This window comes from Morganella sp. GD04133 (genome assembly GCF_029835375.1).
GTDB classification, from domain to species: domain Bacteria; phylum Pseudomonadota; class Gammaproteobacteria; order Enterobacterales; family Enterobacteriaceae; genus Morganella; species Morganella morganii_B.
Genome location: NZ_JAODZS010000030.1, coordinates 27,598 through 41,674 on the forward strand (window position 1 = coordinate 27,598; position 14,077 = coordinate 41,674).

Annotated in this window: 14 protein-coding genes; 9 read left to right on the forward strand and 5 right to left on the reverse strand. The window is 47.4% G+C overall.

The window, feature by feature from the left end:
- Positions 1 to 10: 10 nt before the first annotated feature.
- Positions 11 to 910: a LysR substrate-binding domain-containing protein gene (locus N7387_RS15215; protein WP_279800060.1), complete on the forward strand. Its 900-nt coding sequence runs from the start codon at positions 11 to 13 to the stop codon at positions 908 to 910.
- 41 nt (positions 911 to 951) lie between these two features.
- Here N7387_RS15215 and N7387_RS15220 read toward each other — a convergent pair whose 3' ends face one another.
- The 4 genes from N7387_RS15220 to N7387_RS15235 all read right to left on the reverse strand — a co-directional run bounded on the left by N7387_RS15220 (position 952) and on the right by N7387_RS15235 (position 3,613).
- Positions 952 to 1,488, reverse strand: a complete 537-nt coding sequence (locus N7387_RS15220) for a Ulp1 family isopeptidase (RefSeq protein ID WP_279800062.1) — start codon at positions 1,486 to 1,488, stop codon at positions 952 to 954.
- A gap of 90 nt (positions 1,489 to 1,578) precedes the next feature.
- On the reverse strand, positions 1,579 to 1,962 hold the full coding sequence (locus N7387_RS15225) for a hypothetical protein (RefSeq protein ID WP_279800063.1): 384 nt from the start codon (positions 1,960 to 1,962) through the stop codon (positions 1,579 to 1,581).
- Between the two features lie 237 nt (positions 1,963 to 2,199).
- The gene (locus N7387_RS15230) at positions 2,200 to 2,733 is read right to left on the reverse strand and encodes a GNAT family N-acetyltransferase (protein WP_072870805.1); all 534 of its coding nucleotides are present in this window, start codon (positions 2,731 to 2,733) and stop codon (positions 2,200 to 2,202) included.
- 91 nt (positions 2,734 to 2,824) lie between these two features.
- Positions 2,825 to 3,613 (reverse strand): SDR family NAD(P)-dependent oxidoreductase, encoded by a 789-nt coding sequence (locus N7387_RS15235; protein WP_279800064.1) that lies wholly within the window; start codon positions 3,611 to 3,613, stop codon positions 2,825 to 2,827.
- 71 nt (positions 3,614 to 3,684) lie between these two features.
- Here N7387_RS15235 and N7387_RS15240 point away from each other — a divergent pair, with 71 nt between their 5' ends.
- Positions 3,685 to 4,053, forward strand: a complete 369-nt coding sequence (locus N7387_RS15240; RefSeq protein ID WP_262883283.1) for a MerR family transcriptional regulator — start codon at positions 3,685 to 3,687, stop codon at positions 4,051 to 4,053.
- Positions 4,054 to 4,059: 6 nt separating this feature from the next.
- Here the strand turns inward: N7387_RS15240 and N7387_RS15245 are convergent, their stop codons facing one another.
- The gene (locus N7387_RS15245; RefSeq protein WP_262883284.1) at positions 4,060 to 5,619 is read right to left on the reverse strand and encodes a methyl-accepting chemotaxis protein; all 1,560 of its coding nucleotides are present in this window, start codon (positions 5,617 to 5,619) and stop codon (positions 4,060 to 4,062) included.
- Between the two features lie 345 nt (positions 5,620 to 5,964).
- Between N7387_RS15245 and N7387_RS15250 the strand changes: the two genes are divergently transcribed.
- The 7 genes from N7387_RS15250 to sfmF all read left to right on the forward strand — a co-directional run bounded on the left by N7387_RS15250 (position 5,965) and on the right by sfmF (position 14,007).
- Entirely contained in the window at positions 5,965 to 6,879 is a 915-nt protein-coding gene (locus tag N7387_RS15250) for an effector binding domain-containing protein (RefSeq protein ID WP_262860627.1), read from the forward strand.
- Between the two features lie 1,106 nt (positions 6,880 to 7,985).
- Positions 7,986 to 8,222 carry a helix-turn-helix transcriptional regulator gene (locus N7387_RS15255; RefSeq protein WP_262860626.1) on the forward strand — a complete coding sequence of 79 codons (237 nt, stop codon included), beginning with the start codon at positions 7,986 to 7,988 and terminating at the stop codon, positions 8,220 to 8,222.
- Between the two features lie 145 nt (positions 8,223 to 8,367).
- A complete protein-coding gene (gene fimA / locus N7387_RS15260; RefSeq protein ID WP_262860625.1) occupies positions 8,368 to 8,916 on the forward strand; it encodes a type 1 fimbrial major subunit FimA in 549 nt (182 codons plus the stop codon).
- Between the two features lie 254 nt (positions 8,917 to 9,170).
- Positions 9,171 to 9,818 carry a fimbria/pilus periplasmic chaperone gene (locus N7387_RS15265; RefSeq protein WP_262860624.1) on the forward strand — a complete coding sequence of 216 codons (648 nt, stop codon included), beginning with the start codon at positions 9,171 to 9,173 and terminating at the stop codon, positions 9,816 to 9,818.
- 43 nt (positions 9,819 to 9,861) lie between these two features.
- Positions 9,862 to 12,450 carry an outer membrane usher protein FimD gene (fimD, locus tag N7387_RS15270; RefSeq protein ID WP_279800065.1) on the forward strand — a complete coding sequence of 863 codons (2,589 nt, stop codon included), beginning with the start codon at positions 9,862 to 9,864 and terminating at the stop codon, positions 12,448 to 12,450.
- Positions 12,451 to 12,457: 7 nt separating this feature from the next.
- Positions 12,458 to 13,462 carry a fimbrial protein gene (locus tag N7387_RS15275; protein ID WP_279800066.1) on the forward strand — a complete coding sequence of 335 codons (1,005 nt, stop codon included), beginning with the start codon at positions 12,458 to 12,460 and terminating at the stop codon, positions 13,460 to 13,462.
- A gap of 11 nt (positions 13,463 to 13,473) precedes the next feature.
- The gene (sfmF, locus tag N7387_RS15280; protein ID WP_262860621.1) at positions 13,474 to 14,007 is read left to right on the forward strand and encodes a fimbria assembly protein; all 534 of its coding nucleotides are present in this window, start codon (positions 13,474 to 13,476) and stop codon (positions 14,005 to 14,007) included.
- Positions 14,008 to 14,077: the final 70 nt, after the last annotated feature.

Here is a 14,077-nt window from a genome sequence, read left to right on the forward strand (position 1 = left end):
AAACTATTTCATGAACCGTTATCCGCCGATGAAAGCGTTGCTGGCCTTTGAAGCCAGTGTCCGCCTCGGCAGCTTTATCAAAGCAGCAGAATCCCTGCATGTCACGCCGGGTGCGGTCAGCCAGCAGATAAAAAAGCTGGAGGACGAACTGGGCGTGATGCTGTTCGTGAGGGAAATCCGCAAGCTGACGGTGACAGAAACAGGACAGAAATACTATCGCTTAATTCAGCCTGCGCTGGAACAGATCCGCGCCGCCGGTGAGACAATCCGCTATGCGGCGCGTCATACCCTGACCCTGTCCATGCCGCCCGGGCTGGCCTCCAAATGGTTCTCCCCCCGGATGAGTGATTTTGTCCGCACCTTTCCCGGGCTGGATCTGCACCTGAATGCTACAGCTGCCCTGGTCTCGCTGGAAAAAGATAATGTGGATCTGGCTGTCCGCTATACGGATTTATCCCGCACGCAACCGGCACGGGTGCTGTTATCTGACGCGCCCTGCCGTCTGTTTTGCCATCCCGCTTATGCTGCGCGGCTGTCACTTCACAGCCCCGCAGATCTGAAAAATGCGGTACTGCTGCACACCACACTCTATCCTTACTGGGACAGCTGGCTGGAACACTATGCCGGAATACCGTCCGGCGGCACGCCGTTTACCGCCGGGCTGCATTTCGATCAGTTCTTACTGGCAATTGATGCGGCGGTGCATCAGCAGGGTATTCTGATTGCCAACGATTTCCTGCTGGAAAATGAGCTGGCACAGCAGACGCTTATTCCTTTGTTTCCGGCACTGACGCTGCATTCCGGCAAGGGATTTTATCTGCTGCATAACCGCCACAGTGCCGATCAGGCGATGATCAGTGCCGTCAGTGACTGGTTTTGTCACGCATTTGCTCACACTGCGGAGAATTAATAATGAGTTCTGTGATGATTAAAAATAAACTGGCTGATTTATTATTTACAATAAACCCGTTCATCCATTTGACGACGATTCTGTATGTTAAATAAGCCTTGATCTTCTGCTGATAATCTTGAAAAATCATCAACAAAATCATTAATAATATCTCCCGGTTTTCTCTCCGGAGTCACTGAGAGTAACTCAGCCACCTTAACGACAAATATCCCGCATCCGTTTGGCATATTTTCCTGCATATCGCCATTAATAAATTCGATATTATTTTCGATTACCCCTGCTATTTTTGCCGAATCGATAAGATGATTTTTTGCCTCATCACTTAACGCACATAAAGAATTAAAGATAACGCATTTTGGATTATTATCAGTTTCATTATTATATAAAATAAACAATATCCAGTGCCCTCCCGTATTTAAGGGGAAAATCTCCATCTTATCAAGGCCGTGATCGCACGGTATTTTGTCGGCAATTTGTTCAGATAACATATTTGATTTATTGACAGGTTCAATAAGGCCTACAGGAAAATTTGAATCTAATCCTTTCATGGCTGTGTTTATCTCATCTGTCGTCAGCATGCGGCCCTTATTCCACAAATCAACATTATCAAGCTGCTCATGGGGTGACTGGGATATATTCCTTTCTCTGAAAATAGCGGATATCTCTTGTTATTGTGTTATATTTTCCATAGCGGAACCCGCTATATAAAGTAGTTTGGATGGTGAATAAAATTTGTTCATATCTTCATTGTTTTTACCTTTCGTATCAACCGCCACGTTGTATAATTTTAAACTGGCCTGTTGAATTTCTTCGTCTATTCCTGTCTTACCCTTGATTTTCCCGCTGAATAAATCAAAAAGGAGACTCTCAGCCCGTTTTCCTGCATCATCAGGACGCAATGCAAGGTTACTCAATATATCAATACAAGCAAAGTTGCCATCTGCTGCTGATTTACCCATTACATCAAGCGTGTTAATATCCACGTTGTCAGTAAACAAATTATTAAACTGTTCTGCGTTAAGCTGATAATGAGAATAAGCCTCTGTAATCATTTTTTACCCTTATAAGAAAATTCACACTCAGCATTTTTTGCCTTTTCTCTCCCTATAATCAATACGGTAATAAATGTATTTCGTTTTTTGTACTCCGGAAGATTTATTTGACCGCCATCTGAACAATGCTTTGCTGACAATCGCCTCACTGTTGGTGGATGGCGGCGGAGTACAGTACGGAAACCGGCAGGCAGACCGCCGGAAAAGCGGTCATCATAACATGCGGTGAGCCGGGCGCTACAACAGATTTTCCGGCATAATGTGATGGATAAGAAAGTGTTTAAATTGCTGATATTCTTCCGGATTAATAACCTGCGGATAACTCAGGATCACCAGCTCATGCGGCGGAAATTCCGGGCGGTAAGCCGGGTGATGATGAACATAGTCATTAACGGCAAAACCACAGTGCTGATAAAAACGCAGACGGCGTTGCGCCACCTCATCCGTCAGCGGATCAATTTCCAGAACAACCCGCTGTTTCTCCTGACAAAAAAGCGATAACGCCCGCTGCCCGATCCCACTGCCGCGCATCTGCGGCGCAATAGCAATGTGCTCAATATAAAACAGGGAACCAATCTGCCAGCAGCCGGTAAATCCGGCAAAGCGGTCATTATCCCTTATCTGATACAGATAATAGCCGGGCTGTGAAAACAGTTTCTCCCGTCCTGCCCGCGTGCGCTGTTCATGCAGCGGGAAAGCGGATTCATACAGCGGACGAATATCATCAAGTACCGGGTCAGCCGGTGAGATAACCGGAAGTAATTGCAGCATAAAAAAGGTATCCAACCTGAAAAATGAGAATTACCTCACATTATCAGTAACGCCGGGTGACAGCAATCATCCCGGCTGTACCCGCTGAATCTTATGAAGTGACGTTCTGATTTGACCGGCTGTTTTCCGCATGCGGGAAGCGGGTATCCGCCAGCTGAAAGCGGAAATCATCGCGGTCAATCATGCCGGTGATACTGTCCGCGTCATACAGTTCAAGCGCAAATGCGGCCATTTCGTCACTGGTGTGATAACGCCCGAAAGCCCGGTCATAATCATAAGAATCGGTATTATTTGCCACCTGACCAAATTCGGTCTGTGTGGCAGCCGGTGCCAGCACTTTTGCCCGCAGTTTTGCCCCGCTGCGGATAAGCTCACGTGCCAGCCCTTCGGTATACGCACTGACAAAAAACTTCGTGGCGCAATAAGTCACCGCTGAAGGGACAATCGTATAACCGCCCGCCGAACTGATATTGATCAGCTGCGCACCTTCCGTATACTGATAATCCTGCACATACAGCGCCGACAACACCATCAGGGCATTCACATTCAGGGCCAGCATTTTCTCCGCTTCCGCCACCGGCTGCTCTGCCACCCTGCCGTAGTAGCCGAAACCGGCATTATTAATCCACGCAATGATATTCAGTGCCGATAACGAGTGATACAGCGCCGCCGCATTGCCGGGCACGGACAAATCACACACACGGATTTCTGCCGTGATCGCCGGATTCTGCTGCATCAGTTCCGCCTTCAGTGCCCGCAATGCATCCTCACGCCGCGCCACCAGCACCACATTATTTCCCCGGCGTGCAAAAGCAGCCGCGATTGCCCGGCCGATACCGGCACTGGCACCGGTGATCACCACATAATTCTGATTGTTCATACACACCTCCTTTGACATTGGTCTGCGGAGCGTAAAAGATAGAGTTCACTCGAGGTCAAGAGGTTTTTTGTATGCATTATTCCATCAGCGCATTTTCTGCCTTAACCGGTTTCAGTATCCATACCCTGCGGTTTTATGAAAAAGAAGGTATTTTGATCCCGCAGCGCCGGGCAAATAATCACCGCTGTTATTCCGCCCGTGATGCGGAATGGGTGACGTTTATCACACGACTGAAAGAAACCGGCATGCCGCTGAAATCGATAAAACATTATGCAGATCTGCGGGCGCAGGGAGAGGGGACGGCACAGGCGCGTATGGATCTATTGCTGGCACACAGCGGGGCATTACAGCAGCAGATAGCGGTGCTGAATGATCATTTTCAGCACCTGGAAAGAAAGATAGATTACTACCGTGATTTACTGACCACGGCAGCAATCTGAGCCGCGTCAGTCTGTGGCGCGGAGGCGGAATTTCTGTACGGAGTTTTGCAGTGCCAGTGTCTGTAATTCCAGCCCGGCGGCCGTTTCAGAGACACTGCTGACCAGCGAGGCATTCTGCTGGGTTACCGTGTCCATCTGGGTGATTGCAGTGCCGATCTGCAGGATCCCTTTGGTCTGCTCCTCTGACGCAATGGCAATTTCTTTCATGATCGCTGTCACTTCACCGGAGGCGCGGACAATTTCCTCCATGGTTTCCCCGCCGCCGGCCACCAGCGTAATACCCTGATCGACGCGGGATACCGCATTCGCTATCAGCCGTTCAATCTCTTTGGCGGCATCCGCGCTATTACTGGCCAGTGTCCGCACCTCACCGGCCACCACCATAAAACCGCGTCCGTGAACACCGGCCCGTGCTGCTTCAATCGAAGCATTCAGCGCCAGAATGTTAGTCTGGAAAGCAATACTGTTGATCACATTGGTGATTTCAGCAATTTTCCGTGAACTCTCAGAAATTTCGTCCATGGTGCGGATAACAGCGGCGATCATTTCATGGCCCTGATGCGCCGTTGAAGACGTGACTTCCGCCAGTTCGCTGGCATGATGCGCGTGATCCGCATTCAGTTTCACTGTCGCGGTGATCTCTTCCATACTCGCTGCCGTTTCTTCCAGCGCTGCTGCCTGCTGTTCGGTACGGGAGGAGAGATCGGTATTGCCGCGCGCAATCTCAGACGCACTGTCACGCAGGGTATCACTGCCTTCGCGGATAGAACTCACGGCGTCCCGCAGACTGTCCTGCATTTCGCTGAGCAGCGGGAATAATTTACCGACACAGTTGCGTCCGGCGGCGTCACTTTCCACCGGCCGGCTGAGATCACCTCCGGCAATACGGCGGAAATGCTGACGGACATTATTCAGCGGGCGCTGCATCATCGTCACCAGATAACGGTCAGCGAAAATCAGGATCAGCAGACCAAACAGTGTGCCGCTGATAATCACAATCCGTGTGGTCGTCATCAGGCCGTCCACCAGGGCACGGGTCTGTTCGATCCGCGCCTCTGCCACCTGCGTGAACTCAACGCTGACAGTACCGAATTCTTTACTCAGCTGCGGGGTGACATCATGGGACTGTTTGCGGTAACCCGCCTGATCCCCCCGCTCCGCCAGCTGCATCTGAATCTTAACCCCTTCATCATAGAGCGCCTGCCAGCGGGCAATGACCCTTTCTGACATCTGCACATCCATCGGCCCCGGAGAAATCCGTTTCATTTCCGCCAGGTGCAGCCCCATATTTTCCATTGCTTCCGCAGACGGTTTTAAATCCGGTATTTCCCCTTCCGCTTTTTTCTGCATTTCACGGTTCAGTCTGGAAATAAAGCGAAAATACTGATCATTTCCCTGATTCAGTACCGTCAGCTGCCGGACGAGCTGACGGTCGGTCGCATTGCCGTCAGACACTCTTGACAGTGACCAGTCACTGTAAAAACTGACACATCCGAGTGTCAGACACAAAATACCGAGTATCGACAGCATGACGAACCGGATGGATAAGTTTCGAAGTAACTGCATACAGTTTCCTTTAAGGGGTGACAACATAATCTGGCGCCATACGGATACTGTTATCGGCAGAAAATTCAAAAGTTATAATTTTTTGTTATTTTTTAAAATTTTGTTGTTTTTCAGGTTAATAGCTGCCCGTTTTTCGCCGGATCACGATAATTTCCCGGTCAGCAGTCACAAAATCACATAAAAAAAGACAATTCCTGATAAAAAAATACAAAGCGGGGTGTGCTGCATACAGATATTTACACTCCTTGCGGATATAAAAGATAAATTCATTTAATATTATAAGGTTAACTTTTTTTATCGCCCGATAACTGACTGAGCGATATCACTCTCTGCCGGTAATAAAAAATGAACATAGACGGACTTCGCGGAAGTATTATTCAGAGTCTGGTTTTGTGGATTGAGCAAAATCTGGAATCCGATTTATCGCTGGATATCATTGCTGCACGGGCGGGGTATTCTAAATGGCATTTACAGCGTTTATTTAAAGAACATACCGGTGTGGTGATCGGAAAATATATCCGCGCACGGCGTTTATCCTGTGCAGCCAGAGCATTGCGGATCACCCGCAGCAGCATCCTCGATATTTCGGTAAAATACCGCTTTGACTCACAGCAAACCTTCTGCCGCGCCTTTAAATCACAGTTTAATACCACCCCTTCCGCTTACCGCAAGAAAGCGGGCTGGGACAGTAACGGCTTTTGTTTTCCGCTGCAGGCAAAGAGCCCCGTTCCGTTTCAGCCGGAACTGACCAGATTACCGGAAATACAGTTAACAGGCTCCCATCATTATCACCGGAAAAACCTGTCAGACTGGCAGACAGAAAACCGGAAATTCCGGCGTGAATTCTGGGAGACATTTTTTAAGGAAGTGGATATTATTCCGGCGGATTTGTATGCCATGCATGCCCCGTATGAATCGACCGCAGATAATATCAGTTATGCCTATACCACAGCCGTCATGCCGTCGGTATTGTCAGCGGACAGTATCCGCCGTGCATCACTTTCTCCGGTAACCTTACCCGGCGGAGATTATCTCAGAATTACCATTGACCCGGCCACGCTGAACGATCTTCCCGGCGATTACAACACGATTATTCATGCCGCTTATTCCGGCACACTGGCAGAAATGAACCTGCTGCGCAGACGGGGCCCGGATATTGAGCACTACAAACTGCTGCCCGCAGAGCGGCATGATGAGTTTATTGCCAACGGCTTACAGTATGTTGAAGTGATTAATTACTACATCCCGGTCATGCTGTAACAACGCATTACGGACAGTCACGGTGAATACCGATACCGGCAACATTGCTTCCTGTATAGCCCGGTATCATCGGTTATTCCCCGTTCAGAATGAAAAATGGTGACATTTCCGTCCTTCTGTTTTTATCGCGCCCCCCGGAAAATCTAAAGTCTTCCGGATAAATGCCGATAATACGCTGTAACCCTGCTATAATGTACAATTCAACATCATGATTCGCATGATATTTCTGCATAACGCAACATATTCTGTCTTTTTTATCAGATAAACTATTATTGAACCTTAATTTACTCGCGATACGTGTTATTTTACATTTACGCTTTAAACTTGTGAACAGGCACATTGTGGTAATAATTTGTAATATCTCAGGTGTTTCGCATTTAAACAGCCATAACACCATGAAATGTAATGATTTTTTAATTTTACATTATGAAATATATGTTTTTATTATGTATATTTTATGTTTGATAATATGGGAAAAGTCATAATTTTAGTCATTTTGATATGTTATTTGTGTTAGTGATGTATTTATGGAAAATAACAAAAAACCAAAACAGTCCATTTGTCTTATTATTCATGATTTTATAGTTATTAATTCTGCGTTATAACCAGTTTACGATTTTTTATTAAAAAACAACAATTTTGATTAAATATTAATTAAATTTTTTATTTGTTTACAATCAATATATTAACGTATATTTTATAAATAAATAATCATAACAGGGGATAAATAAAAGTAACCGGCATTTACAAAATAATTAACATTTACACAGAATTCATATTTACTTATTTATCAATATATTACAAAACAGGTAAAAAACTAAAGACCACGAATTTTAAACACTCCTGAAATTGTTAACACTCAAAAAAGATTACAACGATCAAAAAATCGTTATTGATAGCTTTTACCTTTCAATAATTGCTCTTTGATCGTTATAACTAACTTTACTTAGCACCTGTAAGCGCTAATACTTAATCCCGAAATGCAACTGCGATTTTCCTGCCCTATTTTATTATGACGGAAATCGGGTCTGTATTATCTGATTAGTTATTCAGAATACCTTGCATATTATTCCCATAAGAAACCCGGTAATTTTTGAGTACGACTCATGATGAATATAAATAAAGTTGTTGGAGAACAGATCAGAGCACACAGAAAAGAACAGGGATTATCCGGTTCAGAATTAGGTGACAAATTAAAATTAAGTCAGCAGCAGGTTTCACGCTATGAGCGCGGGGAATGCAATATTCCGCTTGACATGCTGTTTACTATTTCACTGGTTCTGGAAGTGCCTTTTGTCAAGCTGTTTGGTGATCTGGATAGCAGCCGGGATTATATATATTAATTTTAGTATTTCACATTTTTTCATTTCTGGTACACACAACACTCAAATTGTATCTGAAGATTAACCTCTTCAGATGTAGTGGTTTACTATTCTGTTGAGATAGTAAAATTTGAAGATGGCGTTTATTTTTTAGGAATTCAGTATTATGAAATTAAATATTATTGGTGCATCTGTTGTATCCGCTTTATTATTTTCCGCTGCGGCATCTGCTGCAGATCCGGTTATTGTAAACGGCGGCAACGTTCATTTTACCGGGGAACTGGTTAACGCAGCCTGTGCAGTCAGCACTGAAAGCAGCAACCAGACTGTTGAATTAGGTCAGTACCGTACCGCTAAATTAGCGGCGGCCGGCGACATGACAACACCGGTTCCGTTCAAAATCAAACTGGTTGACTGTGACCCGACAGTATCCGCCACTGCGGCTGTTGCCTTCGCCGGCCAGAGCATGGATGGTGATGCTACATTATTAGCAGTAAATTCAGGTACAAACGCACCTGCTGCTCAGAATGTCGGTATTCAGATTTCTGACAGCACCTCTGCCATTTTATCACCAAACGGCAGCAAGTTCTCTGCAGCAAAAACACTGAACGAAGGTACTAACGTATTAGACTTCTCTGCACGTTATGTTGCCAAAGGTGTATCCACACCGGGTCAGGCAAATGCTGATGCCACTTTCGTTGTTAAATACGAATAATCAATTACCGAACGTAATTAATTAAGTAAATAAAAACTCTCTCTGTACAGAATTATGTTTTCTTAATTCTGACGATGGATTGTGCCTGCAACAGGGAGCAGAGAGAGTTTTATATATCACCGGTTGTGCTGTAAACCACCCCGGATAATGAAATACCATACTCTATGCGTTATTTCTGACAGAGAATATTAAGAGGTCCATCTGTGATTTTTAATTATTTAAAAAATAGTGCATTGATATTGTTTTTCACTCTGATGTCAGGATTTGCTTATTCAGCATCAAATCAGAACTCAGGCATTGCACTCGGTGCCACCCGGATTATTTATCCGCAGGATGCCAAACAAACGTCTCTTTCTGTGATTAACCACAGCCCGAAAGAACGTTTTTTGATCAACTCATGGGTTGATAACGACAAGGGCAAGGAAAAAGATTTCGTTATCACGCCGCCATTATTTGTGATGGAACCTGCCAGCGAAAATATTCTGCGGATTGTTAACCTGGCTCAGGATCTGCCGAAAGACAGAGAATCAGTTTTCTGGCTGAACGTAAAAGCGATTCCGTCCGTGGATAAAGAATCACTGGAAGGAAAGAACGTGCTCCAGCTGGCTATTTTGTCGCGGATCAAATTATTTGTCAGACCGGTGAATTTACCCATCCAGACCGAAGATGCAGCGGAAAAAATCACCATTACACAGAAAAATGGCGCAATTACGATTGATAACCCGACGCCGTATTACACCACCTTCGTCAATATCATGTTAGACGGGCGTCCGCTGGACAATGTCATGGTTGCACCATTCAGTGCCCATCAGATTGCCGGTAAAAACGGTCGCACACTGACTTATCAGACCATTAATGACTATGGCGGACTGCGCAAACAGCGCGACGTGAATCTGAATTAAGACATTCTTTATTTTATTGTTGTCATGCAGGGAACAGGGTGAAATGAGTAACATCAAAAAGGTTTTCACACATACGCCGGTTTATTTTGCTGTGCTTGCAGCCGTTACGTGTTTTTTCCCTGCGGGAATGGCCGGTGCGAAGCCTTCCTTCAACGCCGCATTTTTAACCGATGACCTGTCTGACGCGGATGTCTCTGATTTATCCCGCTTTGAATCAGGCGGCTATCAGCCGCCCGGAACTTACCTGGTTGAATTGTCCGTTAATAATGATTTTGTCTCCTCCTCTGAGATCACGTTTACCGAACTGAAAAATAAAGAGGGTGAGCCTTATTTATTCCCCTGCTTCAGTGCGGATACCATTATGGGTTTCGGGGTAAATATCGCCCGTCCGGAGGAATTAACAGAACAGGATAAGCAGTGCTTTCCGTTTACCGAAAAAATTCCCGGCTCAGAATATCACTTTGATTTTCAGAAACAGCGGCTGATGCTCAGCTTCCCGCAGGCCAGTCTTTCCGGACAGGCGCGCGGCTATATTCCGCCGGACAGATGGGAATCCGGTATTCCGGCGCTGTTTATGAACTATTTCGCGTCCGGGAATAATAACTCGGACAATACCAGCAGCTACTACGTGAACCTGAACTCGGGGTTTAACCTCGGTGCATGGCAGTTCCGTCAGTCCAGCTCTTGGAATTACAACAAAAGTAAAAACGCCAGTAACAGCCAGTGGCGCAGCCTGATGAACTATGTTCAGCGGCCGATCATTGCCCTGAAAAGTCAGCTGGTTATCGGTGACGGCAACTCGGACGGCAGTGTCTTTGACTCTGCCGGGTTCCGTGGTGTGCGGCTGTTTTCTGTCGATAATATGTATCCGGACAGCCAGCAGGGCTATGCCCCGACCGTGCGCGGTATGGCAAAAACGGATGCCAAGGTGGTTATCCGCCAGAACGGCTATGTTATTTACCAGGTGTATGTCCCGCCGGGCCCGTTTGTCATTAATGACTTAAACCCGGCGACCTCCAGTGGTGACTTACAGGTGACCGTTGAGGAAAAAGACGGTACTCAGCAGCAGTATGTTGTGCCCTACTCCACACTGCCGGTGCTCCAGCGTGAAGGCCGCGTGAAATATGACGTGATGGCCGGGGAGTTCCGCAGCGGGAACAGCAACCAGGATAAACCGAAGTTTGTCCAGGCGACACTGCTCGCCGGTCTGACACGTGATATTTCTGTTTATACCGGGACCCAGCTGGCTGACAAATATAAATCAGTCCTGATCGGGGTCGGTCAGAATATCGGCCGTTTTGGTGCCTTCTCCTTTGATGTCACCCATGCAAACAGTGAACTGGCGGACGGCTCAAACCACAGCGGACAGTCATTCCGTTTCCTGTACGCGAAATCCCTGAACACCACCGGCACCACGTTCCAGTTATTGGGTTACCGCTATTCCACCAAGGGCTTCTATACCTTAAACGATGTCGCGTATAAACAGATGTCCGGGTATGAATATGCGCCGGACGGCGAGGATGGTGATACCAGCAAGCCGATCATTATTAATTATCACAACCTGCTCTATAACAAAAAAGGGCGTTTTCAGGTCAATATTTCGCAGTCATTTGATCAGTACGGCTCACTCTATATATCCGGTAACCAGCAATCTTACTGGAACCGCAGCGGTAAGGATGAGTGGTATCAGGCCGGGTATTCCAACAGCTGGAACGGGATCAACTATTCCGTGTCCCTGAGCACCACCAAAGCGCTGGAACTCAAAGAGCGCGATAACATGCTGTCGGTGAATGTGTCCGTGCCGTTCTCGTCATTCTCGTCGCGTAACGCGCGCAGTAATGATGCCTTTAATAACGCCTACGCCACCTTCTCGGCCACCAATAACTCCGGCGGGCGGAACGCTTACCGTGCCGGTGTAAACGGCACGCTGCTGGAAGGCAGAAACCTGAGCTATTCCGTCTCGCAGGGGCATGTCAGTCAGCAGGGTTATAACGGCTCGGCCGGTCTGGATTATCAGGGCACCTACGGCGATTTCGGGATCAGTTACAACTACGACCCGGATCAGAATCAGCTCAACTACCGGGCCTCCGGTGCCGTGCTGCTGCATGAAAACGGATTGACATTCGGCCAGTCAATTAATGATACCACCGTGCTGGTCAAAGCACCGGGGGCTGCCGGTGTGGCGGTGGAAAACTACACCGGGGTGAAAACGGACTGGCGCGGTTACGCCATCATTCCTTATGCCTCGGCTTACCGGAACAACCGTATTGCGCTGAATCCGGATTCATTCAATGACAATACGGAAATCAAAAATAACGTGCAGAACGTGGTACCAATCAGCGGTGCGGTTGTCCGTGCCACATTTGATACCAGTATCGGGATCCGGGCACTGCTCTCGCTGACCCACAACGGCAAACCCATCCGCTTCGGCAGTATGGTGCAGGAAACCGGCTCTCAGATCAGCAGTATCGCTGATGATGACGGACGTGTGTATTTAACCGGCCTGCCGCTGACCGGGAAATTACTGGTGCAGTGGGGGAATCAGCCGGGTGATCAGTGTACTGCGGATTATGATTTTACCCGTCAGGAAATCAAAGGGCCGTTACTGCGGACCGCGCTTGAATGTAAATAGAGAGTTAATGATGAAAAAGAGATATGCAATCCCGTTATTAATGGCATTTTTACCTCTTCCGGCGCTGGCTGTGGTATGCAGTAATGCGGCGGGCGGAACCAGTGAGGTTTTTTATGACCTGACAAACAGCTTTACCTCAGCCAATAACCAGGTCGGGCAGATAAAAACCTTAAACAAAGAGTTCAGCGAACGGGTAATGGCGGTTTGTCCGAGAAGTGTCGGCAGCAAAAGCACCACAATGCGCAGTTATGTGGCCAATATCCCCGTGGTCGAAACCGAAGGCCGCTATAAATACCTGAAGCTCAATGATTACCTTATCGGCGCCATGAGCATCACTGACAGCTATGCCGGTACATTCTATCCGCCGCAGGAATATGTACAGATGGGGATGCACCCCAACGTGGCTCTGGGAAATCCGTTTGAAGTCATGGATCGTAACTTTATTTTCCGGCTGAAAGTGACCCGGCGTTTTGTTGATCAGGTGGTTATTCCGAAAAAAACATTATTCACGGTGTATGTCACCACCGGTAATTCGGATCCGCTGAGCATACCGGTTTATACCATCAGCTACAGCGGAGTGATTAATGTACCGCAGCAATGCAAAGTCGGCGTTAACGATATCGTGGTGATTAACTTCGGTAAAATCGGTTCGCAGTTATTCAGCCAGGCCGGTGCCGGTAATAAACCTGCCACCGTGAATAAAAAACTCGAAAATATCGCGATTCAGTGTACTAACGTGGAAGCGAAAGCGTATCTGACACTACGTATCGAAGCGGAGAAAGTAAACGGCAATATGATTGTCTCCGATAACCCGGATGTCGGTTTTATGGTCGGTGATAAAGACGGTAAAGCACTAACGCCGAACAATATCGGCAGTGTTATTCCGTTCCAGCTTGACGGTGCCGGTTCTGCCCGGACAGCCATTACCGCCTGGCCTGTCAGCGTGACCGGTAATAAACCGAAAGAAGGTGTTTTCCAATCCCGCGGTTATTTACGCGTAGACTACGAATAACAGGCACGGCAATGAAGAAACACATAAAACAGAGACTCCTTTCCCTGCTGTGCGGTGGTCTGCTGATACAGTCAGCCGCCGCCTATGAACTCGGCCGGGTGAATATTGAGTTGTCCGGTGAGATTGTTGCTTACAGCTGCGGGGTTGAAGTTTCCCAGGCAAATAAAAAAGTTGAGCTGGGGCGCTGGGCTCTGAAGAATTTCCGCGCCGCCGGTGATAAAACACAATCCATGCCGTTCAGTTTTCAGGTCCGGAACTGCCCGCCTTCTTCTGCCGTCACCTTTGTCTTCAGCGGTAAGAAAGATAAACAGGACAGCTCACTGCTGGCAATCAATGAAGGGGCAAGTGCGGCGGGCTCTGTGGCGGTGGAGATCCTCGACAGTCAGAAAAACCGGCTGCCGATGGAAACCAAAAGCCCGAAAATTGCCATGGATATTAACGGCAACGGTCAGGCACAGTTTTATGCCAACTACATCGCCACCGGTAACCGCCCGACCCCCGGCATTGCTGACGCGGATGCCACCTTTATGATTACTTACGACTAATCCCGCCTCTCCTTCCCGGCGCCAGCCCTGCTGACAGCCTCCGGCTGTCAGCGGGTAAATCGTGCGGTTT

What these genes read in the sequence shown, in the direction of transcription:
- N7387_RS15215 (WP_279800060.1), top strand. Translation starts at nt 11, where the DNA reads ATGAACCGTTATCCGCCGATGAAAGCGTTGCTGGCCTTTGAAGCCAGT.
- N7387_RS15220 (WP_279800062.1), bottom strand. Translation starts at nt 1,488, where the DNA reads ATGCTGACGACAGATGAGATAAACACAGCCATGAAAGGATTAGATTCA.
- N7387_RS15225 (WP_279800063.1), bottom strand. Translation starts at nt 1,962, where the DNA reads ATGATTACAGAGGCTTATTCTCATTATCAGCTTAACGCAGAACAGTTT.
- N7387_RS15230 (WP_072870805.1), bottom strand. Translation starts at nt 2,733, where the DNA reads ATGCTGCAATTACTTCCGGTTATCTCACCGGCTGACCCGGTACTTGAT.
- N7387_RS15235 (WP_279800064.1), bottom strand. Translation starts at nt 3,613, where the DNA reads ATGAACAATCAGAATTATGTGGTGATCACCGGTGCCAGTGCCGGTATC.
- N7387_RS15240 (WP_262883283.1), top strand. Translation starts at nt 3,685, where the DNA reads ATGCATTATTCCATCAGCGCATTTTCTGCCTTAACCGGTTTCAGTATC.
- N7387_RS15245 (WP_262883284.1), bottom strand. Translation starts at nt 5,619, where the DNA reads ATGCAGTTACTTCGAAACTTATCCATCCGGTTCGTCATGCTGTCGATA.
- N7387_RS15250 (WP_262860627.1), top strand. Translation starts at nt 5,965, where the DNA reads ATGAACATAGACGGACTTCGCGGAAGTATTATTCAGAGTCTGGTTTTG.
- N7387_RS15255 (WP_262860626.1), top strand. Translation starts at nt 7,986, where the DNA reads ATGATGAATATAAATAAAGTTGTTGGAGAACAGATCAGAGCACACAGA.
- fimA (WP_262860625.1), top strand. Translation starts at nt 8,368, where the DNA reads ATGAAATTAAATATTATTGGTGCATCTGTTGTATCCGCTTTATTATTT.
- N7387_RS15265 (WP_262860624.1), top strand. Translation starts at nt 9,171, where the DNA reads ATGTCAGGATTTGCTTATTCAGCATCAAATCAGAACTCAGGCATTGCA.
- fimD (WP_279800065.1), top strand. Translation starts at nt 9,862, where the DNA reads ATGAGTAACATCAAAAAGGTTTTCACACATACGCCGGTTTATTTTGCT.
- N7387_RS15275 (WP_279800066.1), top strand. Translation starts at nt 12,458, where the DNA reads ATGATGAAAAAGAGATATGCAATCCCGTTATTAATGGCATTTTTACCT.
- sfmF (WP_262860621.1), top strand. Translation starts at nt 13,474, where the DNA reads ATGAAGAAACACATAAAACAGAGACTCCTTTCCCTGCTGTGCGGTGGT.